The sequence below is a fragment of the Enterobacter cloacae complex sp. IR5459 genome (assembly GCF_049238005.1).
Taxonomy (GTDB): domain Bacteria; phylum Pseudomonadota; class Gammaproteobacteria; order Enterobacterales; family Enterobacteriaceae; genus Enterobacter; species Enterobacter hormaechei_C.
Genome location: NZ_JBMKIG010000003.1, coordinates 215,859 through 238,698, shown reverse-complemented (window position 1 = coordinate 238,698; position 22,840 = coordinate 215,859). Strand labels below are relative to the sequence as shown.

The following is a 22,840-nucleotide window of genomic DNA, read 5'->3' as shown; positions in this document are numbered from 1 at the left end:
GCAATGTGTGAAATCAGGGGCAACGTTAGCCGCCCAAACTTAAACGAAGCTTCAACAGGCTTGACTGGAGAGCATTCCAGTCGGTATTAACCGCACTAATTAACTCTATCCGGCTGTCGGGTGGCGCGACATTCTGGGTTTCAATAAAGAAATCCTCGCCCTGACGGTTAATGCGCACCAGACCATCCGGAGTGCGCATGATCCCTTTTACCCGCTCAACCGGCGCCAGTCTCGCCCATTCCAGTATACCAATGGTGTCGAAAACCGTATCGGCATCGAAGATCCACCCGCAGGCCTGGTGCCCCTGACCGCTGTTCAAATTTCGACGCCAGCGCTGATGTTCCGGCAGGCTCAGTGCAGCCAGGCCTTGCTTCGTGCCGTGGCTATGCGAATGCTCTGCGCTGGCAGGCAGTTGCGTCTGGTTGAGGCGGGGAAGATCGAGCAGGGCGCCATCAATGTTGCCCTGGGTGGTCTGCACGTACTGACGTCCACCGCCAGCCTGCTGCCACCAGGACTCGAACGCGGCCTGACTCTCAGCCGTCGCGCGATCGGATTTATTCGCCACGATAATATCTGCCGAGGCGAGCTGGTCGCGGAAATTGTCGTTGTTGATCGTTTTTTCATCCAGCAGCTGGCGGGGGTCTAACAGGCAAAGCGTCGCACGCAGCTCAAGCCACGGCTCGTATACCGGGGCGGTCAGTAAATCAAGGATTTGCTTAGGATGACCCAGCCCGGTAGGCTCAATCAGCAACCGGTCCGGCTTGCCCTGACGCAGCAGCGTATTCAGCCCGACCTGCATCGGCAGACCATTCACGCAGCACATACACCCGCCCGGGATCTCTTTCACCATCGCGCCGCTGTCGGCGAGCAACGCGCCGTCGATGCCGACTTCCCCAAATTCGTTGACCAGCACGGCCCACTTTTCCGCCGGATCTTTATTGGCCAGCAAATGCAGAATGGACGTAGTTTTACCGCTGCCGAGAAAACCGGTGATCAGGTTGGTTTTGGTCACGTGCGCTCCGATAAATAATTGTGATGTAGTAACAACTACCTATCATCCTGACGAAAAAATCGGGCATTGAGAAGAGGGAGGGCGAACGGAGCGTAATGCCGTTCGCCATAAACGCAATAATCGCTAAATTTTTAACGTTTCGATAACGGCCTGGTGCGCGCCGAGCCGGACGAGGCGCTGGTACGCGCCGGTAATTGCCTCGACAAAGACAGGGTTTTGCGGCAGGTCGTCGCCAAAGATTTCATTTAACGTCAGCAGGGCGCTAACGCGTTCTGCGTCGCTGCTGGTGGCGACAATGGCCTGGAACTTGTCGCTCAGCGGATCGCGGACGTCAATGGCGTTGCCCTGTTCGTCCGTCCCGCTGACGTAGCGCATCCAGCCCGCCACCCCCAGCGCCAGTAATGGCCAGGCGGTGTTAAGCTCAAGATGCACGCGGATCCCATCCAGCATGCGCTGAGGCAGTTTCTGGCTGCCGTCCATGGCGATTTGCCATGTACGATGCTGAAGGGCCGGGTTGGCGAAGCGGTTAAGCAGGCTGTCAGCATAGGCTGTCAGATCAACGTTGGTGATGCGCAGCGTAGGGGCCTGCTCATTCAGCATCAGCCTGCGGGCAGCCTCGCGGAAACTGTCGTCCTGCATACATTCATTTATGTGCGCGTAGCCAGCAAGGTAGCCCAGATACGCGAGGAAGGAGTGGCTGCCGTTCAGCATCCGAAGCTTCATCTGCTCCCAGGGCAGGACATCCTCAACCATCTGTACGCCTGCAACCTCCCACTCCGGACGTCCGGCGACAAAGTTATCTTCCACTACCCACTGAATGAACGGTTCACAGCTGATGGCGCAGGGATCTTCAACGCCAAGTTCCTGGGTGATTTCCGCGAGTGAGGCGTCGGTGGCGGCGGGCACGATTCGGTCGACCATGGTGCCAGGGAAGCTCACGTGCGCCTCGATCCATGCGGCCAGCTCTGCGGAACGCTTTCCGGCCATGCCGAGAACGGCATTTTTCACCACGTGGCCGTTGTCGGGAATATTGTCGCAGGAGAGCACGGTAAACGCCGGCAGGCCACGCTCGCGGCGGCGATGAAGCGCTTCGACCAGAATACCCGGTGCGGAATGCGGTTCAGACGGATGCTCGAGATCGTGCAGGATGCGGCTGTTCTGCATATCCAGTTTTCCCGTCGCCGGATCGATGCAGTAGCCTTTTTCGGTAATGGTGAGGGAGACAATTGCCACCTGTGGTTCGCAGAACTTCTCAATAATGGCTGCCAGCGAGTCGAGTTTGGCGTTAAGGCACTCTTTTACCGCACCGATAATAATGGGCTGATTGCCTTCGGCACCTTTCTCCAGCACGGTAAACAGATGATCCTGCGCCCGGAGCTGGCCCATAAGGACATCGCCGCTAAAGAGGCTAATCTCACAAATTCCCCAGTCGCCTCCTCTGGCATTTAGTACCCGGTTTGTTAACAACGCCTGATGCGCCCGGTGGAACGCGCCAAAACCGAAATGGACGATGCGGGAGCGTAACTGCTCGCGATCGTAGCGGGGCTGCTGGACATGAGCAGGAAGCGCGGTGGAGGCAATAGTCTTCATGTAGTACACACCTGATTAACCATTAATTAACAATGCCAGTGTAAAGTTATATGACAACAAATTAAATTGGTAAGCCGTAAATATCCCTGTTATGTGAGTTTGATCAATCAATGTCACGCGCTGTATTGACCACTTCGATTAAACATGTATGGTAGTCGTCATTGAGGTAACACGTATTGGTATAACAACTTGAGAGGGTGGGGCAATGGAACAAACCTGGCGTTGGTACGGGCCGAACGATCCGGTTTCTCTTGATGATGTGCGTCAGGCTGGCGCAACGGGTGTGGTCACGGCGCTGCATCATATTCCGAACGGTCAGGTGTGGCCGGTGGAGGAAATCCAAAAGCGTCAGGCTCAGCTGGCAGAGAAGGGGTTAACCTGGTCTGTTGTGGAAAGTATTCCGGTTCACGAAGATATCAAAACCCACTCCGGTGAGTGTGATACCTGGATTGCGAATTATCAGCAGAGCATTCGTAACCTGGCAGCCTGCGGTATTGATACCGTCTGCTACAACTTTATGCCGATTCTGGACTGGACGCGTACCGACCTGGAATATGTAATGGCCGATGGTTCGAAGGCGCTGCGTTTCGATCAAATCGCTTTTGCGGCTTTCGAGCTGCACATTCTGAAGCGTCCGGGGGCGGAAGCAGACTACACCGCCGAAGAGCAGCAGCAGGCGCTGGCGTGGTTCAATGCCGCCAGTGAAGCGGACATTGAGAAGCTGGTTCGCAATATCATCGCGGGCCTGCCGGGGGCGGAAGAGGGCTATACCCTCGATCAGTTCCGCGCGCGCCTGGCGGAATATGGCGATATCGATAAAAACCAGCTGCGTGAAAACATGGCGCACTTCCTGCGCGCTATAGTGCCGGTGGCAGAAGAAGTCGGCGTGCGGCTGGCGGTTCATCCGGACGATCCACCGCGTCCTATCCTCGGCCTGCCGCGTATTGTGTCTACGATTGAAGATATGCAGTGGCTAAAAGAGACGGTGGATAGCATCTACAACGGCTTTACCATGTGTACGGGCTCGTATGGGGTGCGGGCGGATAACGATCTGGTGCGGATGATCGAAACCTTCGGCGATCGCATTCATTTCACCCACCTGCGTGCAACCTGCCGTGAAGAGAACCCGAAAACCTTCCACGAAGCAGCCCATCTTGGCGGCGACGTGAACATGGTTGCGGTGGTGGATGCCATTCTCTCTGAAGAGGTTCGTCGTAAGCAGGCGGGAGATGTTCGTCCTATCCCGTTCCGTCCGGATCACGGGCACCAGATGCTGGACGATCTGCGCAAGAAAACGAATCCAGGGTATTCGGCGATTGGCCGTCTGAAAGGGATGGCGGAAGTGCGCGGTATCGAGCTGGCGCTGAAAATGACGAAGTATCCTGAGCTTCTTTAAGTCTGATTGCCCGGTGGCGCTACGCTTACCGGGCCTACGAAAAACCGGCTCTGAGGCCGGTTTTTGTGTTTTTGTAGGCCGGGTAAGGCGTAGCCGCCACCCGGCAAATGCCACAATCAGTCAGCACGACCCATATAGCGTTTTTCTTCGATATGGATACGGATTTTCTCGCCCGCCGACAGGTACTCTGGCACCTGTACGACCAGACCGGTAGTCAGGGTAGCCGGTTTGTTACGCGCACTTGCAGACGCGCCTTTGATGCCCGGTGCCGTTTCAACAATTTCCAGATCAACGGTCTGCGGCAGTTCCAGCGCCAGCAGCACGCCATCCCAGGTCAGCACCTGCATGTCCGGCATCCCACCTTCAGGAATAAACAGCAGCTCTTCTTCGATCTGATCTTTGGTGAAGATATACGGGGTGTAATCTTCTTTATCCATGAACACGTATTCGTTGCCGTCAATGTAGGAAAAATCAACGTAGCGACGGGTCAGGGTTACGGTATCGACGATATCGTCGCCTTTAAAACGTTCTTCCACTTTCAGGCCGGTGCGGACATCGGAGAAACGCATTTTGTACAGCGTTGCTGCGCCACGGGCGCTGGGTGCCTGAATGTCGATATCTTTCACAATCAGCAGTTTGCCGTTGTAATTCAGTACCATACCTTTCTTAATTTCGTTCGCTCTTGGCATTGCAGTAATCCTGTTTACGGGAGGTAAAAAATATCGCGCCAAATTACTCGCGCGCGGCCTTTCAGGCAAGCGGAATTCGTGGGTTTTGCTATCAATACATAAAAGGTGTTACTGTGCGCGCAATGCCCGACTGCGCGGGTATCAGCCACCAACAGAGGGCATGTATGGATTGTCGTTCCGACTGTGGCGCGTGCTGTACCGCACCGTCCATCTCAAGCCCCATTCCAGGCATGCCGGAGGGCAAGCCTGCCAATACCCGCTGCGTTCAGCTCTCTGACACTAACCTGTGCATGATCTTTGGCTCGCCCCTGCGCCCGAAGGTGTGCTCCGGGCTCCAGCCAACCGCCGAAATGTGCGGCAGTACGCGCCAGCAGGCCATCACTTATCTGCTTGAGCTGGAAGCGCTCACCGCGCCTTAAACGTCTTTGATTCGCGTCAGGCAGCTCAGCGTCATGACGCACATCACCAGCGCAATCCAGAACACCGTATGATAGTTCCAGATTTCAGCCACAACGCCCGCCAGTGAGCCTGCAATAATCCAGCCCACGCGGGTGGTATTCGTATAAAGGGTGGTGGCAGAGCCTGCCTGACCCGGCATCAGGTCCTGAAAGTAGAGCATGCCGATACCGGCCAGAATACCGATGTAAATGGCGTTCAGCAGCTGTAAAGCCAGAAGCAGGGCTGGCGTATGAACCGTCAGCATACCGACATAAAACAGCAGCCCGGCTACGGCGGCGACGCGCATCAAAAAGCGCTTGCCGAAGCGCTTCGCGTAATAGCCCGCAATCAGCATGGTGGGGATCTCAAGCCCCGCGGCGGTTCCCATCATGATCCCGGCCAGCTTCTCCGGCAGATGCAGCTCATCAATAATAAACAGCGGCATATTAATGATATAGAGGCTGTTCGTTCCCCACATCAGCGTACAGATAATGAATAACAGCAGCGCGTCGCGGCGGTTGCGTCGCGGAGCTTCCAGCGTACCAGTCGCCACTTTCGGCTCTTTGCGCATGGAGGGCAGGAAGAACCAGACCATTGCGCCGCACACAACGAAGGCCACAGCTGCGCTGAGGTACATCACCGTAAAGCCAAAACCCATCGCCAGCGCGTAGGCTAACGGGGGGCCAATCACCCACGCCAGCGACACCTGCGCGCGCAGTATCGAGCTGAACATCACCGCTTCCCGCCCGGTGCGGTCGGCGTGCTCGCGGGCAAGGGCGAACATCTGCGGGTTGGCGGTCGAGCCGAAACTGCTCAGGAAGACGCCCACGAACAGCAGAATGAAGTAGTTACGGTTCCAGGCAAACAGCAGGCAAGCAAATACCCCGAGCAGGCAGCAAAAAACGATCAGGCTTTTGCGATCGCCTTTGCGGTCTGAATGACCGGCAAGAAACTGGCTGACAAAAATGCCAATGATGGCGCTCCCGGTAAAGAAGAAGCCAACCATCGCCGGGCGGGCGTGGACTTCGTTGGTCAGAAAGAGGCTCAGCGTAGGCGTTTGTAACGCACCGGCAATACCGGTGAGGAAAGCAACGATCAAAAACGCCGTTGACGTCAAATCAAAGGGCTTTGGTGAGGCGGCAGCGGGGGTGTTATGCATGTTCAGTCTTTGCGAGTAACAGAGAGAGGCGGAGTTTACGCCGCCCGTCATTAAATAAACAGAGGGCAAAATCAAGATTGCCACAATAAATCAAAATAGCATTTCAGTTTATCGCCGTTTCGCTGAAGCGTGCTGAACCTGTTTGCTGAACATCAGCAAAAACCTCCCGACTTAAGAAGAAATGTGCTGCACTTCTAAATTCTGCAACAAGAAATGTAACTTTTCTTGCAACCTTTTGTAGAAAAGACAAGACTTCTTGAAACGTTTCAGCGCTATCTGGCATGTCCTGAAAAAGCAGGTTAGCGCCTATTTTCTCAGTTAAGCTGAAACGATTCAATTTCAGCAGGAGAGGAGAATCATGTTCCAGTTATCTGTTCAGGATATTCACCCGGGCGAACAGGCCGGGAATAAAGAAGAGGCTATTCGCCAGGTCGCCGCTGCGCTCGTGCAGGCTGGCAACGTGGCTGACGGCTACGTCAACGGCATGCTGGCGCGTGAACAGCAGACCTCCACCTTCCTCGGTAACGGTATTGCAATTCCGCACGGCACCACGGACACCCGCGATCAGGTGCTGAAAACCGGTGTGCAGGTCTTCCAGTTCCCGCAGGGCGTGCTGTGGGGCGAGGGTCAGGTGGCTTATGTGGCGATCGGCATCGCGGCCAGCGGTGACGAACACCTGGGCCTGCTGCGTCAGCTGACGCACGTACTGAGTGATGATGCCGTCGCGGAACAGCTTAAATCCGCCACCACTGCTGAAGAACTGCGTGCCCTGCTGATGGGCGAAAAACAGAGCGAAGCGCTGAAGCTGGATAATGAAACCCTGACGCTGGACGTCGTTGCGTCCGATCTGGTAACGCTCCAGGCGCTGAATGCGGCTCGCCTGAAAGAGGTCGGTGCGGCGGATACCGCTTTTGTGACGCGCGCAATCAATGATAAGCCATTAAACCTGGGGCAGGGCATCTGGCTGAACGACAGTGCTGAAGGTAACCTGCGCAGCGCTATCGCGGTCAGCCGTGCTGCGGTTGCCTTTGAGACCGACGGTGAACGCGCCGCGATGCTGGTAACGGTTGCCATGACTGACGATCAGCCGGTTTCCGTGCTGAAGCGTCTGGGCGATCTGCTGCTGAACAATAAAGCTGAAAAACTGCTGAACGCAGACGCGGCGACGGTGCTGGCTCTGCTGACCAGCGACGATGCGCTGACGGATGACCTGCTGAGCGCAGAGTACGTGGTGCGTAACGAACATGGCCTGCATGCCCGTCCGGGCACCATGCTGGTGAATACCATTAAACAATTTGAAAGTGAGATCACCGTGACCAATCTGGACGGTTCGGGTAAACCAGCCAACGGGCGCAGCCTGATGAAAGTTGTCGCGCTGGGCGTGAAGAAAGGCCATCGTCTGCGCTTTACCGCGCAGGGTGCGGATGCTGAACAGGCGCTGAAAGCGATTGGCGACGCCATCGCGGCTGGTCTGGGGGAGGGCGCATAATGAGCAGACGTGTTGCGACCATTACGCTGAACCCGGCTTACGATCTGGTGGGTTTCTGCCCGGAAATTGAGCGTGGCGAAGTTAACCTGGTGCGGACGACCGGCCTGCATGCCGCAGGGAAAGGCATTAACGTGGCGAAAGTGCTGAAAGATCTCGGCATCGACGTCACCGTTGGCGGCTTCCTCGGTAAAGACAACCAGGACGGTTTTCAGCAGCTGTTCAGCGAGTTGGGCATCGCCAACCGTTTTCAGGTTGTGCAGGGCCGTACCCGCATTAACGTTAAGCTGACCGAGAAAGACGGTGAAGTGACCGATCTGAACTTCTCCGGCTTCGAAGTGACCCCGGCTGACTGGGAGCGCTTTGTTGCCGATTCCCTGAGCTGGCTGGGCCAGTTTGACATGGTGTGCGTCAGCGGCAGTCTGCCCTCCGGCGTCAGCCCGGAAGCGTTCACCGACTGGATGACGCGCCTGCGCAGCCAGTGCCCGTGCATTATTTTCGACAGCAGCCGCGATGCGCTGGTCGCCGGTCTGAAAGCCTCGCCATGGCTGGTTAAGCCTAATCGCCGCGAACTGGAGATCTGGGCGGGCCGTAAGCTGCCAGAATTAAAGGATGTGATTGACGCTGCCCATGCGCTGCGCGAGCAGGGTATCGCTCACGTGGTGATTTCGCTGGGTGCAGAAGGTGCCCTGTGGGTTAACGCCTCCGGGGAATGGATTGCCAAACCGCCTTCAATGGAGGTGGTCAGCACCGTGGGTGCCGGGGATTCGATGGTTGGCGGTCTGATCTACGGTCTGCTGATGCGCGAATCCAGTGAACATACCTTACGTCTTGCTACCGCCGTTGCGGCCCTGGCCGTGAGCCAGAGCAATGTCGGTATTACCGATCGTACCCAGTTAGCCGCGATGATGGCGCGCGTTGACTTAAAACCTTTTAACTAACAGCAGGAGAGGAATAATGAAAACGCTGCTGATCATTGACTCCGGTCTCGGACAGGCTCGTGCCTATATGGCGAAGACCCTGCTGGGCGCGGCGGCACAAAAAGCGCACCTGGATATCATTGATAACCCGGGTGATGCTGAAATGGCGATTGTTCTGGGCGACAAAATCCCCGCTGACAGCGCCCTGAACGGCAAAAAAGTGTGGCTGGGTGATATTAATCGCGCGGTGGCACATCCTGAACTGTTTCTGAGCGAAGCAAAAGGTCATGCGACGGTTTACAGCGCACCTGTTGAGGCGGCGCCGGTTGCCGCCGTTGGGCCGAAACGCATTGTTGCGGTAACGGCCTGCCCGACAGGTGTGGCGCACACCTTTATGGCGGCTGAAGCCATTGAAACCGAAGCGAAAAAACGTGGCTGGTGGGTGAAGGTTGAAACCCGCGGCTCTGTTGGCGCGGGCAATACCATCACGCCTGAAGAGGTGGCGGAAGCCGATCTGGTGATTGTGGCGGCGGATATCGAAGTGGATCTGGCGAAGTTTGCCGGCAAGCCTATGTACCGTACCTCTACCGGCCTGGCGCTGAAGAAAACCGCGCAGGAGTTTGATAAGGCGCTGGCAGAAGCCAAACCGTATCAGACAACCGGTGCGGCTAAAACTGCGACTGAAGGGAAAAAAGAGTCTGCGGGTGCGTATCGTCACCTGCTGACCGGCGTGTCCTACATGCTGCCGATGGTGGTGGCGGGCGGCCTGTGTATTGCGCTCTCCTTCGCCTTTGGTATCGAGGCGTTTAAAGAGCCGGGCACGCTGGCCGCCGCGTTGATGCAGATTGGCGGCGGCTCCGCGTTTGCGCTGATGGTGCCAGTGCTGGCGGGCTTTATCGCCTTCTCCATTGCTGACCGTCCGGGTCTGACGCCGGGTCTTATCGGCGGTATGCTGGCCGTGAGCACTGGTTCTGGCTTTATCGGCGGTATCATTGCCGGTTTCCTCGCCGGTTATGTGGCGAAGCTGATCAGCTCGAAGCTGAAGCTGCCGCAGAGTATGGAAGCGCTGAAACCTATTCTGATCATCCCGCTGATTTCCAGCCTGGTGGTCGGTCTGGCGATGATTTACCTGATTGGTAAGCCGGTCGCGGGCATTCTGGAAGGTCTGACCCACTGGCTGCAAACCATGGGGACGGCGAACGCGGTGCTGCTGGGCGCAATCCTCGGCGGTATGATGTGTACCGACATGGGTGGTCCGGTGAACAAAGCGGCATATGCGTTTGGCGTTGGCCTGCTGAGTACCCAGACCTACGCGCCGATGGCGGCGATCATGGCGGCAGGTATGGTGCCACCGCTGGCGCTTGGCCTGGCGACGATCATTGCCCGTCGTAAGTTCGATAAAGCGCAGCAGGAAGGCGGTAAAGCTGCGCTGGTGCTGGGCCTGTGCTTCATCACCGAAGGCGCAATTCCGTTTGCGGCGCGCGATCCAATGCGTGTTCTGCCGTGCTGTATCGTGGGTGGTGCGGTGACGGGGGCTATCTCCATGGCCGTAGGTGCGAAACTGATGGCGCCGCACGGCGGTCTGTTTGTCCTGCTGATCCCTGGCGCCATCACGCCGGTGCTGGGTTATCTGCTGGCGATTGTTGCCGGTACGCTGGTGGCGGGCCTCTCTTACGCGGTGCTGAAACGTCCGGAAGCGGAAGTTGTGGCGAAAGCAGCGTAAGCGGTAAGCAATAAAAAAGCCGGGTGCTAATGCAACCCGGCTTTTTTTATGCCGCCTGTTCAGCGGTTTGCTGTGCCTTCAGCCAGGCAATCTCTTCTGCCCAGATGTCCGGATTGATGGTTTCCAGCACCATCGGAATACCGTCGAAGCGAGCGTCCTGCATGATAAAGCGGAACGCATCGTGGCCGATGTTGCCTTCGCCCAGGCTGTGATGGCGGTCAACGCGGCTACCAAAGGCGCTTTTCGCATCGTTTAAGTGCATACCGCGAAGATATTTAAAACCAACAATACGCTCGAACTCCTCGAAGGTATTTTTTGTGGCCTCGGTTGTGCGCAGGTCATAACCGGCCGCAAACGCGTGGCAGGTATCAATGCACACGCCCACGCGGGATTTGTCTTCCACGCCGTCGATGATCGCCGCCAGATGCTCAAACTTAAAGCCGAGGTTGCTGCCCTGACCGGCGGTATTCTCAATCACCGCCGTCACGCCCTGGGTTTTATCCAGCGTCATGTTAATTGACTCGGCGATGCGCGCCAGACAGGCGTCTTCGTCGATTTGCATCAGATGGCTGCCGGGATGGAAATTCAGCAGCGTTAGCCCCAGTTGCTCACAGCGCTGAACCTCATCCAGGAACGCTTCGCGGGATTTTTCCAGCGCCTCGGCAACCGGGTGACCGAGGTTAATGAGGTAGCTGTCATGGGGAAGGATCTGGCCAGGCCCGTAGCCGTATTTCTCGCAGGCGGCTTTGAAGTCATCAATCACTTCCGCGGTGAGGGGAGCTGCGCGCCACTGGCGCTGGTTTTTGGTGAACAGGGCGAAAGCGGTCGCCTCGATTTCGGCGGCGCGAATGGCGGCATTCGCAAGGCCACCGGCAGCGCTGACGTGCGCTCCAACATATTTCATAAAAAGACTCCTGTTAACCCGAAATGCCTATGATAACGGGTTAACAGGAGAAGGACGAGATGGTTTATGCCAACAGGCTGTGTACCGCAAGGTTAATCGCACCGCCGCCAACTATCAGCCAGATGAACAGCACCAGCGCCATCAGCAGCGGTTTCGCCCCGGCTTTTTTCAGCGCGCTGACGTGCGTGGTGATGCCCAGCGCCGCCATTGCCATCGCCAGCAGGACCGTATCCAGCGTGACCAGCATATCCACCATCGCTTTTGGCAGCAGGTGGAAAGAGTTGAAGACAGCGACCACGATGAACAGGATCGCAAACCACGGAATGGTGATTTTGCTTTTCTCGCTGCCGCCTGCCGGAGCAAGCTGTTTAACCCGCGCCGCGAGGAAAATCAGGAACGGGGCCAGCATCATCACGCGCAGCATTTTGGCGATGACCGCCGCGTTTTCCGCTTCCGGGTTAATGGCGTGACCTGCCGCCACCACCTGCGCCACTTCGTGCATGGTTGAGCCGATATAAATGCCGTAGGTTTCCGGACTAAACCAGTGCGCCACCAGCGGATACATGGCCGGATACAGGAAGATCGCCAGCGTACCGAAGATAACTACCGTCGCGACGGCAACCGTGACTTTACTGGCTTCGGCTTTAACGACGGGTTCTGTTGCCAGTACCGCCGCCGCGCCGCAGATGCTGCTACCCGCACCGATCAGCCAGCTGGTCTGTTTGTCCAGCCCAAAGATCTTCTGGCCGATAAAGCACGCCAGTAAAAAGGTGCTCGAAAGGGTCAGGACGTCAATGGCAATCCCGCTGACCCCCACATCCGCAATCTGCGAAAAGGTGAGACGGAAGCCATAAAGGATGATCCCGAGACGTAATAAATGCTGCTTGGCGAAAATCACGCCGCCGTCGCAGGATTTCCAGATGTGCGGGTAAACGGTGTTCCCGACCACCATGCCGAGCAGAATGGCCAGCGTCAGGGCGCTGAACCCTGCACCGGCAACCGCCGGTATACTGCCGCCCCATAAGGCCACGCCGGTAACCACGGCGCTGAGCGCGAGACCCGGCACGAAGTGCCACACTGTACGATGATGTTGTAAGGTGATTTCTGACATAACCTTCTCCTTTGTCTGGCTAAAGGTTACGGCGCTCTGGCTTAAAAATAAAATTGATTATATATTTATAATCAATCTTTATAAGTGGTAAGCAACCATGCACATTACATTGCGTCAGCTGGAAGTTTTTGCCGAGGTGCTGAAAAGCGGCTCGACAACCCAGGCGTCACAAATGCTGGCGCTCTCGCAGTCCGCCGTTAGCGCGGCCTTGACCGATCTTGAAGGGCAACTGGGCGTCCAGCTTTTCGACAGGGTAGGGAAGCGGCTGGTGGTGAACGAACATGGCCGCCTGCTGTATCCGCGTGCCCTGGCTTTACTGGAGCAGGCGACGGAGATCGAACAGCTGTTCCGCGAGGACAACGGCGCTATTCGCGTCTACGCTAGCAGCACGATCGGTAACTACATCCTGCCGGAAGTGATTGCCCGCTACCGCCGGGATTTTCCGACCCTGCCGCTGGAGATGAGCGTCGGCAACAGCCAGGACGTGATCAACGCGGTGATTGATTTCCGCGTGGACATCGGGCTTATCGAAGGGCCGTGCCACAACGTGGATATCATTGCGGAGCCCTGGCTGGAGGATGAGCTGGTGGTGTTTGCCTCTCCGGCCTCTTCTTTACTCCAGGGCGAGGTCACGCTGGAGCGGCTGGCGCAAGCGCAGTGGATCCTGCGAGAGCAGGGCTCCGGCACGCGTGAGATTGTCGATTATCTGCTGCTGTCCCATCTACCGCAGTTCCAGTTAGGGATGGAATTAGGTAACTCCGAGGCCATTAAGCATGCCGTACGCCATGGTCTGGGCATTAGCTGTCTTTCCCGACGGGTGATTGCCGAACAGCTGGAAACCGGCTCACTGGTTGAGATCCCCGTTCCGCTGCCGAAGCTGGTGCGCACGCTGTGGTGCATCCATCATCGTCAGAAACACCTTTCCAGCTCGCTCCAGCGTTTTCTGCGCTACTGCGAGATGTAAAAGCGCACCTCACCCTGGCCCTCTCCCCAAAGGGGAGAGGGAAAAATTATGCTTTACTTATAATCCTGGCCGAGTCATGAAGCTCTCTTATAACTGAGTATTTCTGCCGGAAGCAACGCAGATCGTCTGCTACAATCGCGCCTCATTTATTGAATGGACAGCATTTTCACATGGTTTCAGAAACTAAAACCACACAAGCGCCCGCGCTACGTCGCGCACTTAAGGCGCGTCACCTGACGATGATCGCCATTGGCGGCTCCATCGGTACGGGTCTTTTCGTTGCCTCTGGCGCAACAATTTCGGCAGCCGGCCCGGGTGGGGCATTATTCTCTTATATCCTGATTGGCCTGATGGTCTACTTCCTGATGACCAGCCTGGGCGAACTGGCGGCATACATGCCGGTGTCTGGTTCGTTTTCGACCTACGGACAAAAATACGTTGAGGAAGGCTTCGGCTTCGCGCTGGGCTGGAACTACTGGTACAACTGGGCGGTGACCATCGCCGTTGACCTCGTCGCGGCACAGCTGGTGATGACCTGGTGGTTCCCGGACACGCCCGGCTGGATCTGGAGCGCCCTGTTCCTGGCGGTCATCTTCCTGCTGAACTACATCTCCGTGCGCGGTTTCGGCGAAGCGGAATACTGGTTCTCTTTGATTAAAGTGGCAACCGTCATCATCTTTATCGTCGTCGGTGTGGCGATGATCGTTGGTATTTTCAAAGGGGCTGAACCGGCGGGCTGGAGTAACTGGACAATAGGCGATGCGCCGTTTGCCGGGGGCTTCTCGGCGATGATTGGCGTGGCGATGATTGTCGGCTTCTCCTTCCAGGGTACCGAGTTGATTGGCATTGCGGCCGGTGAATCCGAAAACCCGGAGAAGAATATTCCGCGCGCGGTGCGTCAGGTGTTCTGGCGTATCCTGCTGTTCTATGTGTTCGCGATCCTGATTATCAGCCTGATCATTCCGTATACCGACCCAAGCCTGCTGCGTAACGACGTAAAAGACATCAGCGTCAGCCCGTTCACGCTGGTCTTCCAGCACGCGGGTCTGCTCTCAGCGGCGGCGGTGATGAACGCGGTGATCCTGACGGCGGTACTGTCTGCGGGTAACTCCGGGATGTACGCCTCCACCCGCATGCTCTACACCCTGGCCTGCGACGGTAAAGCACCGCGTATTTTCTCGAAACTGTCTCGCGGTGGCGTGCCACGCAACGCGCTGTATGCGACCACGGTGATTGCGGGTCTCTGTTTCCTGACCTCCATGTTCGGCAACCAGACGGTCTACCTGTGGCTGCTGAACACCTCTGGTATGACGGGCTTCATTGCCTGGCTGGGCATTGCCATCAGCCACTACCGTTTCCGTCGCGGGTACGTCAAGCAGGGGCATGATCTGAATAACCTGCCGTACCGGTCAGGATTCTTCCCGCTGGGGCCGATCTTCGCCTTCGTTCTGTGCCTGATTATTACCCTGGGTCAGAACTATGAGGCCTTCCTTGCGGACACCATTGACTGGGGCGCCGTCACGGCCACCTATATTGGCATTCCGCTGTTCCTGATCATCTGGTTTGGCTACAAACTGACGAAAGGAACACGCTTCGTTCGCTACAGTGAAATGGATTTCCCGGAACGATTTAAATAATAACCGCACTTCCTCTCTTTTAGCCCGCTCAGTTGAGCGGGCTTTTTTATGGCAGATCAGAAGCTGTAGGTCATGCCAACGGTATAGCGGCGGCCATCCAGCACGGTGTCATACGTATCGTAATCAATCTGCTTATCGAGCACGTTATACACACCGGCAGTAACCAGCAGGTTTTTGTTGGCGTTGTAGCGCATACCGACATCAACCTGAGTGTAGGACGGCGTACCCTGGGACATTGACGTGCGGCTCAGGTACTCAGACGTTTTACCGCGCAGGTTCAGACGGCTCCAGAACCCGACGTCTGGCGTCGCCTGCCAGTCCAGGGTGGTGTTGAACATGTGTTTCGGCATTTTGTTCAGCGGCTTGCCGGAGAACTGGCCGCTCTTCTGCTCGGACTCTGTATAGGTGTAGTTTGCAGTCCAGTTCACATCACGCGTGATCTTCCACCCGAAGGAGGACTCCACACCGCGCATGTTGGCTTTGTCCACGTTGACGCGATCGCTGACGAAATCATAGCTGTGACCGCCAATCGTACAGGCGGGATCGGCGCTGCTGTTACAGCGGCGAACTTCCGTAATTTTATCCTTGAAGTCGGTATTAAACAGCGTTACGCCGGCATTCAGGTTATCGTTGTTATCCCAGAGCAGGGCGAGCTCTTCGCTCAGACTCTTCTCTGGTTTCAGATCCGGGTTGCCGACGATGATACCGTCAAGACGGCCGCCACCTGTCACCTGGCCCCAGCTGGCAGACGACTGACGCAGATCCGGCGCACGATAGCCAGCAGAAACCCCGCCTTTCAACGTCCACTGATCGGCCAGGTGCCATACGCCGTAACCGCGCGGCGTCCAGTTAGTACCGTAGTTTTGGTCTTTGTCCATACGCAGGCCGCTGGTCAACGTAAAGCTTTCCGTCATTGACCATTCATCTTCGGCAAACAGGGCCCAGCTCCAGCGCGTCAGTTTGTTCAGGCCGTCAGCAGCTTCCAGCTGATTACCGTTGTCGCGCAGTTTCTCATAGCGATACTGCCCGCCGAGGGTCAACGTATGATCGCCGAGGAAAATCTGGTTCTGGTTGTTGAAGGTGGTGTTATAGGAGCGCATTTCGCGACCTGGATTATTGGTCTCTTCCTGCTGGATATAGCTGGTGGTATTGAAGTCTTCGTAATAACCACTGTGGGTTAACGAGTAGGTCGTGTGCTCATAGCGCGAGTCGCTTTTGGTATTTGGCGTACAGGTTGTTCCCCGGCAGGTTTCAGCCGCTTTCGACATCCCCGGGGTGCTGTTTCTGTCCTGAAGTTCGCGAGCAAAGTCGAGGTCGAAATCGTTCTTCTCGTCCGGCGTGAAGTTCAGCGTAATGCCACCGTTACGCATTTTCTGCTCGTTATAGCCGTTCACGATTTTATCTTCTGCGCGGCGTGACAACAGCCCCGTCACCTTTGCGCCCAGAAGTCCGTCGATCAGGGGACCAGAGGCGTAGGCGTTGGTCTGGAAGATATCGCCGGAATCATGATTTTCCTGGAAGGTTGCATCGCCATGCAACGAACCGGTCCAGGCTTTGGTGTTCGAGACTTTTTTGGTAATGACGTTAATGACGCCCCCCATCGCATCGGAGCCGTAAAGCGAGGACATCGGGCCGCGGATGACCTCGATGCGCTCAATGGACTCCAGCGGCGGCAGCCAGCCTTGTTCAATACCCGAGTTGTCGCTGTTGGGGCGGGTGCTTCGCGTACTGACGCGTTTGCCGTTCACCAGGAACAGGGTGTACTGAGAGGCCATGCCGCGAATACTGATATCACTGCTGCTCCCGCCGCCAGTGACGACAACACCCGGGACATCTCTCAGGGCATCGGTAACATCACGGTAGGCTTTATCTTCAATCTGCTGTTTTGAAATCACAGAGATGGAGGCGGGGGCATTCTGGATCTTTTGTTCAAAACCCGTTGCAGTGACGACAACGGTGTCCTGATCGGCTGCGTGAACGAAGGGGGAACATGTGGCAGCGCCAATGGCGACGGCCAGGAGCTTAATGCGTGGTATTGTCATTTGTACATTCCGTATAAAAATGAAAAAAACTCCATCGGGATAACCCTGAGAACTGTATGTTTTTGTCTTGTAAGAACTCTTTGAGATGGAGAAGAGCCTGGAATTGTACAAAAGAATGTAGAATTGTAAACACAAATGATAATTGAAATCATTTGTGTTTGAGAGATGGCGACGGAAAACAGGCTGGATTCAAGCGGATAGAAGTATGTAAAGAGGGGGAGGGGAAAGACCCGGCAGGCAGGAGGCGCTACCGGGCAAAAGGCGGAACTTACCTGAACAGATGCTCCGCATGGAAGCGGAGATGATCCTCAATAAAGGACGCCATGAAGTAATAGCTGTGGTCGTATCCCGGTTGAATGCGCAGCGTTAGCGGCCAGTCCTTCTGGCGCGCGGCTTCCGCCAGCACCGCAGGCTGTAACTGCCCGGCGAGGAACTGATCGGCATCACCCTGATCCACCAGCATCGGGATAGCGTCTTCTGACTGGCTCGCCAGCATCAGCGCGCAGCTATCCCATTCCTGCCATTTCTCTACATCTTCACCCAGATAGTGCCTAAAGGCTTTTTGCCCCCACGGCACCTGCGTTGGGTTCACAATCGGCGCAAATGCGGACACGCTGGTGTATTTCCCCGGATTTTTTAGCGCCATTATCAGCGCCCCGTGGCCACCCATCGAATGTCCGCTTATCGCGCAGCGCTCGCTGACCGCGAACTGAGAGTGCACCAGGGCAGGCAGTTCATCGCGAATGTAGTCATACATGCGGTAATGGCGCGCCCACGGTTGTTCCGTGGCGTTGAGATAGAAGCCGGCGCCTTTACCCAAATCGTATCCGGCATCGTCGGCCACGTCCTCGCCACGCGGGCTGGTATCTGGCATCACCAGCGCAATGCCCAGTTCGGCGGCAATACGCTGGGCGCCCGCTTTGGTGGTGAAGTTTTCGTCGTTGCAGGTCAGGCCTGAAAGCCAGTACAGCACCGGTGGGGTGTCCGCAGGGGGCAGGAAAATGCTGAACGTCATAGCACAATTCAGCGTGGTGGAGTCGTGCCGCCAGCGCTGCTGTCGACCTTCAAAACAACGATGCTCTTCGAGCAGTTCCATGCAGGGCTCCTTAAAGGTAAGACGATTCATAAAACGCATAATACAGAGTTTTCATTGACCTGTGAGCAACTTTCACTTTCGCAGGACGGCGAGATGTTGCATCATAAATTTACTTTTCTTTAACAATTGGAGCGATCATGGCGCTGCGTATCGCGCTCAGCGGATTTGTGGTTCTGGTCGTGGCGATGGGGATAGGGCGCTTCGCCTTCACGCCTCAGGTGCCGCTGATGATAGCCGCCGGGCAACTCACGCTTACCAGCGCGGGGCTGGTGGCGGCAATGAACTATCTGGGCTATCTGGTGGGGGCATGGGATGCCATGCGCGCCCATCGCTTCGTTGAAACGCGCCTCTGGCTTGGCATCACCGGTGCGGTGGCGCTGACGCTGCTCTCCGCGGCGGCAGAGAATGCCGTTGTTCACGGTCTGCTGCGCTTTGTGATCGGATGCATGAGCGGCTGGTCGATGGTGCTGATTGCCGCCTGGACCAACGAGCGGCTGGGGCAGCTGGGCAAACCGGGACTCAGTGCGGCCGTCTTTGCCGGACCCGGGGCCGGCATCGCCCTGAGCGGCCTGCTGGCGGTCTATATTCAGGCGAAATCCTTGTCCGCCGGGGCGGCATGGCAAATCTACGGCGTACTGGCGCTGGTGCTGATCGTACTGGTGGCGCGCTACCTGCCGCGCGCAGGTCAGCTTCATCGCCCAGGTACCGCGCCTGAGCCGTTGCTGCTGACTGCGGATCTCAGGCGTCTGGTCTGGAGCTACAGCCTGGCAGGGTTCGGCTATATCCTCCCGGCGACCTTTTTATCGCAAATGGCGGCGGTGCGTTTTCCCGGCAGCCTGTTTGCCCAGTTTGTCTGGCCAATATTTGGCGCCGCCTCGGTGGTGGGGATTGCGCTGAGCATTGCCCTGCGGCATACATCAAGCGCTAACCGCAGGCTGGCGATTGTTCTTTGGTTACAGGGGATTGGCGTGCTGGCGGCCTGGTTGCTGCCGGGCATAGGCGGCTTGCTGACGGGTGGGCTGCTGGTGGGCGGCGGGTTCCTCTGCGCCGTGCAGCTCTCTCTTCTGTACGGTCGCGAGCTGGCGCCAGACCACACGCGTTACATGGCGGGACTGCTCACCACCGGGTATGCCATTGGTCAGCTGGTGGGTCCGGTCACGTCGGCTCTGTCGACCTGGCTCACGCACCGTCTGGAACCTGCGCTGGGGCTGGCGGGGATCGCGCTGTTCGTTGGCGGAGCGTTAGTCTGGAACCGTCAGGCTGAAAGGCAACAGCAATTGCAATAATTATCGTCGTGAATACTGGATTATGTGCGTCGCCTCACGCACAATGAGCGCACACTTTTGCCACAACGAGGGCAAAAGACGCCACACCTGCAGGAGAAAAGAATGTCATCACTCAGTAAAGAAGCAGCCCTTGTCCATGAAGCGCTGGTTGCGCGCGGTCTTGAAACGCCACTGCGCCCGCCCGTGCAGGAGCTGGACAATGTTACCCGCAAGCGTCTGATCGCCGGCCATATGACGGAGATCATGCAACTGCTGAATCTCGATCTGAGCGACGACAGCCTGATGGAGACGCCGCACCGCATCGCGAAGATGTACGTCGACGAAATTTTCTCCGGCCTGGATTACGCGAACTTCCCGAAAATCACCGTCATAGAAAATAAGATGAAGGTCGATGAGATGGTGACGGTACGCGATATCACGCTGACCAGCACCTGCGAGCATCACTTTGTGACCATCGATGGTAAAGCGACGGTGGCCTATATTCCAAAAGATACGGTCATTGGCCTGTCCAAGATCAACCGCATCGTGCAGTTCTTTGCCCAGCGTCCGCAGGTGCAGGAACGTCTGACGCAGCAGATCCTGACCGCACTGCAAACCCTGTTGGGGACTAACAATGTGGCGGTGTCTATCGACGCGGTGCACTACTGCGTGAAAGCGCGCGGCGTGCGTGATGCTACCAGCGCAACCACCACCACTTCGCTGGGCGGCCTGTTCAAATCGAGCCAGAACACCCGCCAGGAGTTCCTGCGCGCCGTGCGTCACCACAACTAATCAGACAGGGCAGGGACCATGGAGCGAAACGTCACGCTCGATTTTGTTCGCGGCGTCGCCATTCTCGGTATCCTGCTGCTGAATATCAGCGCCTTCGGTCTGCCGAAGGCCGCCTATCTGAATCCTGCGTGGTATGGCGACATCACGCGTAGCGACGCCTGGACGTGGGCAATCCTCGATCTCTTTGCACAGGTGAAATTCCTGACCCTCTTTGCGCTTCTGTTTGGCGCGGGACTTCAGCTTCTCCTCAAACGCGGTACGCGCTGGATCCAGTCGCGTTTAACGTTGCTGGTTATCCTCGGTTTTATTCACGGGCTGCTTTTCTGGGACGGCGATATTCTGCTCGCGTATGGTCTGGTGGGCCTGATTTGCTGGCGGCTGATCCGCGACGCACCCGGTGTGAAAAGCCTGTTTAACACCGGCGTGATGCTCTATGTCATGGGACTGGCCGTGTTATTGCTGCTTGGCATGATTGCCGATGATTCCACCAGTCGTTCATGGATCCCGGATGCGGCCAACCTGCAATATGAGCAGTTCTGGAAGCTGAAAGGCGGCATGGAAGCGATCGGCAACCGGGCCGATATGCTCGGCGATAACCTGCTGGCGCTGGGCGCGCAATACGGCTGGCAGCTGGCGGGGATGATGCTGATGGGTGCAGCCCTGATGCGCACCGGCTGGCTGAAAGGGGAATTTAGCCTGCGACACTATCGTCGTACGGGTGCAGGGCTGGTGCTGCTCGGCGTGATCATCAACCTCCCGGCGGTGATGATGCAGTGGCATCTACAATGGGATTACCGTTGGTGTGCGTTCCTGTTGCAGGTGCCGCGCGAACTGAGCGCGCCGTTCCAGACCATTGGCTATGCGGCGCTGATCTATGGCTTCTGGCCCCAGCTTTCTCGCCTGTGGATCGTCAGTGCGGTGGCCTGCGTTGGGCGGATGGCGTTAAGCAATTACATCCTGCAAACGCTGATATGCACCACGCTTTTCTACCGATTCGGCCTGTTTATGAAATTCGATCGCCTGACGCTGCTGGCGTTTGTTATTCCGGTCTGGATTGTTAACGTGGTGTTTTCAGTTGTCTGGCTGCGTTTTTTCCGTCAGGGCCCGCTGGAATGGGCATGGCGACAGTTAACCGCTCGTGCTTCGGGCGTGTCATTGCGTAATACATCCAGATAACGATCTGGATCACAATCATTAACAAAACGGATGTAAGCGTTTTCATCTGTGTGAGCTTCTTCACGTAGTCTCCTCTCTCTCGCTGCCAGAATAGCCACCTTGCTAAACACAGGGGGTGTCTGTGAGTTGCTGCAATCCTTTAAAGGGTGGTGAATATGATCACCATTCGTGACGTCGCCCGCCAGGCGGGTGTTTCTGTTGCTACTGTCTCCCGTGTGCTGAACAACAGTGCGCTGGTCAGCCCTGAAACGCGTGAAACTGTAATGAAAGCCGTGACCCAGCTGGGGTACCGGCCAAACGCCAATGCCCAGGCGCTGGCGACGCAGGTCAGCGATACCATTGGCGTAGTGGTGATGGACGTGTCGGACGCTTTCTTCGGCGCGCTGGTCAAAGCGGTGGATGTGGTTGCCCAGCAGCACCAGAAATATGTGCTGATTGGCAACAGCTATCACGAGGCTGAAAAAGAGCGTTATGCCATTGAGGTACTGATCCGCCAGCGCTGTAACGCCCTGATTGTGCACTCTAAAGCCCTGAGCGATGAAGAGCTGGCCGGGTTTATGGAGCAGATCCCCGGCATGGTGCTGATCAATCGTATCGTCACCGGCTACGCGCATCGCTGCGTCGGTCTGGATAACATCAGCGGCGCGATGATGGCGACGCGGATGCTCATCAGCAACGGCCATCAGCGCATAGGTTATCTGGCTTCCAGCCACGGTATTGAAGACGACATGATGCGCCGCGAGGGCTGGCAAAACGCCCTGAAAGAGCAGGGCATTGCGCCGCTGGAAAGCTGGGTAGGTACCGGTTCGCCGGACATGCAGGGCGGTGAAGCGGCAATGGTGGAACTGCTGGGGCGTAATCTTCAGCTGACGGCCGTGTTTGCCTATAACGACAGCATGGCGGCAGGTGCGCTTACCGCGCTGAAAGATAATGGCATTGCGGTGCCGCAGCATTTATCGCTGATCGGTTTTGATGATATCCCGATTGCCCGTTACACCGATCCGCAGCTGACAACGGTGCGTTATCCCATTGCGTCGATGGCGAAACTGGCGACAGAGCTGGCGTTACAGGGGGCGGCTGGGCTGTTAGATCCTGACGCAACGCATTGTTTTATGCCGACTTTAGTACGCCGCCATTCGGTCGCTATCCGGCAAACTGTGGCTCCGATCACTAACTGATAACATCACGTGATGTAACCGTTTTCAATCTGTGAGTAAATTCACAGTATCTTAACAAGCCGCTGTCTATGATGTCAGCGTTTTAGGGGCTGAAACACAATGTAACGGTGATTATTCACTTTTACCGTTGTCACAATGCCTCAAACAACGAATAAAACGCATTTCTGGAGCGTTACCGAACACGGAAGCTGGACATTTTATAAGTGAACTTCGGCGATCAGTAACGTTTTATTAACATCTGCCCGCCGACCGTTTTTCACAA

General features: G+C 56.6%; 20 protein-coding genes. 11 read left to right on the top strand and 9 right to left on the bottom strand.

From position 1 onward, the window contains the following. Positions 1 to 25: 25 nt before the first annotated feature. Together ACOTX4_RS07585 and ACOTX4_RS07580 are read right to left on the bottom strand one after the other, a co-directional pair. Positions 26 to 1,012, bottom strand: coding sequence for a CobW family GTP-binding protein (locus ACOTX4_RS07585; RefSeq protein ID WP_045331129.1), 987 nt, complete (start codon positions 1,010 to 1,012; stop codon positions 26 to 28). Between the two features lie 123 nt (positions 1,013 to 1,135). Next, positions 1,136 to 2,602, bottom strand: a complete 1,467-nt coding sequence (locus ACOTX4_RS07580; RefSeq protein ID WP_045331131.1) for a mannitol dehydrogenase family protein — start codon at positions 2,600 to 2,602, stop codon at positions 1,136 to 1,138. Positions 2,603 to 2,807: 205 nt separating this feature from the next. Here ACOTX4_RS07580 and uxuA point away from each other — a divergent pair, with 205 nt between their 5' ends. Further along, on the top strand, positions 2,808 to 3,998 hold the full coding sequence (gene uxuA, locus ACOTX4_RS07575; RefSeq protein WP_032609705.1) for a mannonate dehydratase: 1,191 nt from the start codon (positions 2,808 to 2,810) through the stop codon (positions 3,996 to 3,998). A 116-nt stretch (positions 3,999 to 4,114) separates the two neighbouring features. Here the strand turns inward: uxuA and yeiP are convergent, their stop codons facing one another. Then, entirely contained in the window at positions 4,115 to 4,687 is a 573-nt protein-coding gene (gene yeiP, locus ACOTX4_RS07570) for an elongation factor P-like protein YeiP (RefSeq protein ID WP_003859355.1), read from the bottom strand. A 164-nt stretch (positions 4,688 to 4,851) separates the two neighbouring features. Here yeiP and ACOTX4_RS07565 point away from each other — a divergent pair, with 164 nt between their 5' ends. Further along, positions 4,852 to 5,106, top strand: a complete 255-nt coding sequence (locus ACOTX4_RS07565; RefSeq protein ID WP_003859353.1) for a YkgJ family cysteine cluster protein — start codon at positions 4,852 to 4,854, stop codon at positions 5,104 to 5,106. On the opposite strand, the gene setB is transcribed toward ACOTX4_RS07565, so the two are convergent. Further along, positions 5,103 to 6,284 carry a sugar efflux transporter SetB gene (gene setB, locus ACOTX4_RS07560; RefSeq protein WP_045331133.1) on the bottom strand — a complete coding sequence of 394 codons (1,182 nt, stop codon included), beginning with the start codon at positions 6,282 to 6,284 and terminating at the stop codon, positions 5,103 to 5,105. The two genes, ACOTX4_RS07565 and setB, sit on opposite strands and share 4 nt — an antisense overlap. A 103-nt stretch (positions 6,285 to 6,387) precedes the next feature. Further along, positions 6,388 to 6,567 (bottom strand): hypothetical protein, encoded by a 180-nt coding sequence (locus ACOTX4_RS07555; RefSeq protein WP_162184637.1) that lies wholly within the window; start codon positions 6,565 to 6,567, stop codon positions 6,388 to 6,390. 75 nt (positions 6,568 to 6,642) lie between these two features. On the opposite strand from ACOTX4_RS07555, the gene fruB reads away from it, so the two are divergent. The 3 genes from fruB to fruA are packed head-to-tail and all read left to right on the top strand — an operon-like array spanning position 6,643 to position 10,413. Further along, positions 6,643 to 7,773: a fused PTS fructose transporter subunit IIA/HPr protein gene (gene fruB, locus ACOTX4_RS07550; protein WP_003859349.1), complete on the top strand. Its 1,131-nt coding sequence runs from the start codon at positions 6,643 to 6,645 to the stop codon at positions 7,771 to 7,773. Next, a complete protein-coding gene (gene fruK / locus ACOTX4_RS07545) occupies positions 7,773 to 8,711 on the top strand; it encodes a 1-phosphofructokinase (RefSeq protein ID WP_006811313.1) in 939 nt (312 codons plus the stop codon). The genes fruB and fruK overlap by 1 nt, the downstream gene beginning before the upstream one ends. A gap of 16 nt (positions 8,712 to 8,727) precedes the next feature. Beyond that, complete coding sequence (fruA, locus tag ACOTX4_RS07540) at positions 8,728 to 10,413, top strand: PTS fructose transporter subunit IIBC (protein ID WP_045331136.1); 1,686 nt, start codon at positions 8,728 to 8,730, stop codon at positions 10,411 to 10,413. Between the two features lie 46 nt (positions 10,414 to 10,459). Here fruA and nfo read toward each other — a convergent pair whose 3' ends face one another. Both nfo and ACOTX4_RS07530 read right to left on the bottom strand, forming a co-directional pair. Then, complete coding sequence (nfo, locus tag ACOTX4_RS07535; protein WP_003859342.1) at positions 10,460 to 11,317, bottom strand: deoxyribonuclease IV; 858 nt, start codon at positions 11,315 to 11,317, stop codon at positions 10,460 to 10,462. A gap of 64 nt (positions 11,318 to 11,381) precedes the next feature. Next, a complete protein-coding gene (locus ACOTX4_RS07530) occupies positions 11,382 to 12,428 on the bottom strand; it encodes a YeiH family protein (RefSeq protein WP_003859339.1) in 1,047 nt (348 codons plus the stop codon). Positions 12,429 to 12,525: 97 nt separating this feature from the next. Between ACOTX4_RS07530 and yieE the strand changes: the two genes are divergently transcribed. Both yieE and ACOTX4_RS07520 read left to right on the top strand, forming a co-directional pair. After that, positions 12,526 to 13,392 (top strand): DNA-binding transcriptional regulator YeiE, encoded by an 867-nt coding sequence (gene yieE, locus ACOTX4_RS07525; RefSeq protein ID WP_003859337.1) that lies wholly within the window; start codon positions 12,526 to 12,528, stop codon positions 13,390 to 13,392. A 170-nt stretch (positions 13,393 to 13,562) separates the two neighbouring features. Next, the gene (locus tag ACOTX4_RS07520) at positions 13,563 to 15,029 is read left to right on the top strand and encodes an amino acid permease (RefSeq protein WP_003859336.1); all 1,467 of its coding nucleotides are present in this window, start codon (positions 13,563 to 13,565) and stop codon (positions 15,027 to 15,029) included. A 56-nt stretch (positions 15,030 to 15,085) separates the two neighbouring features. On the opposite strand, the gene ACOTX4_RS07515 is transcribed toward ACOTX4_RS07520, so the two are convergent. Both ACOTX4_RS07515 and fghA read right to left on the bottom strand, forming a co-directional pair. Continuing rightward, complete coding sequence (locus tag ACOTX4_RS07515; protein ID WP_045331139.1) at positions 15,086 to 17,071, bottom strand: ligand-gated channel protein; 1,986 nt, start codon at positions 17,069 to 17,071, stop codon at positions 15,086 to 15,088. A gap of 268 nt (positions 17,072 to 17,339) precedes the next feature. Beyond that, the gene (gene fghA / locus ACOTX4_RS07510; RefSeq protein WP_045331142.1) at positions 17,340 to 18,167 is read right to left on the bottom strand and encodes an S-formylglutathione hydrolase; all 828 of its coding nucleotides are present in this window, start codon (positions 18,165 to 18,167) and stop codon (positions 17,340 to 17,342) included. 137 nt (positions 18,168 to 18,304) lie between these two features. On the opposite strand from fghA, the gene ACOTX4_RS07505 reads away from it, so the two are divergent. From ACOTX4_RS07505 to galS, 4 genes are all read left to right on the top strand, one after another. Further along, positions 18,305 to 19,453: a YbfB/YjiJ family MFS transporter gene (locus ACOTX4_RS07505; RefSeq protein ID WP_003859330.1), complete on the top strand. Its 1,149-nt coding sequence runs from the start codon at positions 18,305 to 18,307 to the stop codon at positions 19,451 to 19,453. A 102-nt stretch (positions 19,454 to 19,555) separates the two neighbouring features. Then, positions 19,556 to 20,224: a GTP cyclohydrolase I FolE gene (folE, locus tag ACOTX4_RS07500; RefSeq protein ID WP_003859328.1), complete on the top strand. Its 669-nt coding sequence runs from the start codon at positions 19,556 to 19,558 to the stop codon at positions 20,222 to 20,224. Positions 20,225 to 20,242: 18 nt separating this feature from the next. Then, a complete protein-coding gene (gene yeiB, locus ACOTX4_RS07495) occupies positions 20,243 to 21,400 on the top strand; it encodes a DUF418 domain-containing protein YeiB (RefSeq protein ID WP_032659578.1) in 1,158 nt (385 codons plus the stop codon). A gap of 155 nt (positions 21,401 to 21,555) precedes the next feature. Beyond that, positions 21,556 to 22,578, top strand: a complete 1,023-nt coding sequence (gene galS, locus ACOTX4_RS07490; RefSeq protein WP_045331145.1) for an HTH-type transcriptional regulator GalS — start codon at positions 21,556 to 21,558, stop codon at positions 22,576 to 22,578. The last annotated feature ends 262 nt before the right edge of the window (positions 22,579 to 22,840 follow it).

What these genes read in the sequence shown, in the direction of transcription:
- ACOTX4_RS07580 (WP_045331131.1), bottom strand. Translation starts at nt 2,602, where the DNA reads ATGAAGACTATTGCCTCCACCGCGCTTCCTGCTCATGTCCAGCAGCCC.
- uxuA (WP_032609705.1), top strand. Translation starts at nt 2,808, where the DNA reads ATGGAACAAACCTGGCGTTGGTACGGGCCGAACGATCCGGTTTCTCTT.
- yeiP (WP_003859355.1), bottom strand. Translation starts at nt 4,687, where the DNA reads ATGCCAAGAGCGAACGAAATTAAGAAAGGTATGGTACTGAATTACAAC.
- ACOTX4_RS07565 (WP_003859353.1), top strand. Translation starts at nt 4,852, where the DNA reads ATGGATTGTCGTTCCGACTGTGGCGCGTGCTGTACCGCACCGTCCATC.
- setB (WP_045331133.1), bottom strand. Translation starts at nt 6,284, where the DNA reads ATGCATAACACCCCCGCTGCCGCCTCACCAAAGCCCTTTGATTTGACG.
- ACOTX4_RS07555 (WP_162184637.1), bottom strand. Translation starts at nt 6,567, where the DNA reads ATGCCAGATAGCGCTGAAACGTTTCAAGAAGTCTTGTCTTTTCTACAA.
- fruB (WP_003859349.1), top strand. Translation starts at nt 6,643, where the DNA reads ATGTTCCAGTTATCTGTTCAGGATATTCACCCGGGCGAACAGGCCGGG.
- fruK (WP_006811313.1), top strand. Translation starts at nt 7,773, where the DNA reads ATGAGCAGACGTGTTGCGACCATTACGCTGAACCCGGCTTACGATCTG.
- fruA (WP_045331136.1), top strand. Translation starts at nt 8,728, where the DNA reads ATGAAAACGCTGCTGATCATTGACTCCGGTCTCGGACAGGCTCGTGCC.
- nfo (WP_003859342.1), bottom strand. Translation starts at nt 11,317, where the DNA reads ATGAAATATGTTGGAGCGCACGTCAGCGCTGCCGGTGGCCTTGCGAAT.
- ACOTX4_RS07530 (WP_003859339.1), bottom strand. Translation starts at nt 12,428, where the DNA reads ATGTCAGAAATCACCTTACAACATCATCGTACAGTGTGGCACTTCGTG.
- yieE (WP_003859337.1), top strand. Translation starts at nt 12,526, where the DNA reads ATGCACATTACATTGCGTCAGCTGGAAGTTTTTGCCGAGGTGCTGAAA.
- ACOTX4_RS07520 (WP_003859336.1), top strand. Translation starts at nt 13,563, where the DNA reads ATGGTTTCAGAAACTAAAACCACACAAGCGCCCGCGCTACGTCGCGCA.
- ACOTX4_RS07515 (WP_045331139.1), bottom strand. Translation starts at nt 17,071, where the DNA reads ATGACAATACCACGCATTAAGCTCCTGGCCGTCGCCATTGGCGCTGCC.
- fghA (WP_045331142.1), bottom strand. Translation starts at nt 18,167, where the DNA reads ATGGAACTGCTCGAAGAGCATCGTTGTTTTGAAGGTCGACAGCAGCGC.
- ACOTX4_RS07505 (WP_003859330.1), top strand. Translation starts at nt 18,305, where the DNA reads ATGGCGCTGCGTATCGCGCTCAGCGGATTTGTGGTTCTGGTCGTGGCG.
- folE (WP_003859328.1), top strand. Translation starts at nt 19,556, where the DNA reads ATGTCATCACTCAGTAAAGAAGCAGCCCTTGTCCATGAAGCGCTGGTT.
- yeiB (WP_032659578.1), top strand. Translation starts at nt 20,243, where the DNA reads ATGGAGCGAAACGTCACGCTCGATTTTGTTCGCGGCGTCGCCATTCTC.
- galS (WP_045331145.1), top strand. Translation starts at nt 21,556, where the DNA reads ATGATCACCATTCGTGACGTCGCCCGCCAGGCGGGTGTTTCTGTTGCT.